Origin of the sequence: Flavobacterium araucananum (genome assembly GCF_002222055.1) — a bacterium.
GTDB classification, from domain to species: Bacteria; Bacteroidota; Bacteroidia; order Flavobacteriales; family Flavobacteriaceae; genus Flavobacterium; species Flavobacterium araucananum.
The window spans coordinates 1-676 of the sequence record NZ_MUGS01000055.1; the positions used below are offsets into that span (position 1 = coordinate 1).

The 676-nt window shown below is 35.5% G+C and carries 1 rRNA gene; it reads right to left on the minus strand.

Annotated elements, in window-relative coordinates:
• Positions 1-103: ribosomal RNA gene (locus B0A64_RS20390) — 16S ribosomal RNA — on the minus strand; the annotation flags it as partial.
• Positions 104-676 lie beyond the last annotated feature (573 nt).

The following is a 676-nucleotide window of genomic DNA, read 5'->3' on the forward strand; positions in this document are numbered from 1 at the left end:
CCCGTGCGCCGGTCTCTAGTTCCGAAGAACTATACCCCTCGACTTGCATGTGTTAAGCCTGCCGCTAGCGTTCATCCTGAGCCAGGATCAAACTCTTCATCGTATATTGTTTGTTCTAATAAATCAGAACTAAGTATTATGCGACGCTTTCTCTATCGTTTCTTAATTCGAATCTCTCAATTCTATTACTCTTATTCTTTGTTTTGAAATCTCTCTCAAAACGGCTGTCAATTCAATATGTCTACGAACGTGTTCTTCTTATTTTGTGTTTCACTTGTGTTGCAAAGCGGGTGCAAAAGTAGAAATTTTATTTTCAACTGGCAAGTAAATTTTGAAGTTTTTTTTAGAAATTTTTATTTCCGTTTTCCTCTAATCTCCCAACCAATATCTCAATGAACTTTCCCTGTTTTACCTCACTTAACTCTTATCTAAAAAAGTGTTCGGTGAACTTCGTTTGCGGGGTGCAAATGTAACAGCTTCTTTCAAATCTCGCAAGCTTTTTTAAATCTTTTTTTAGAAATAAATTTCTATTTTGATTTGTGTGCTTGTCAGTATTTCAGCGAACGTCTATCGTTGTTGCGGGTGCAAAAGTACCACCTTTATTTACATTGACAAGGGTTTTTGTTGCATAATTTCAACCTTTTTTAAAACTTTTTCTTAACTCTTTGATAACACC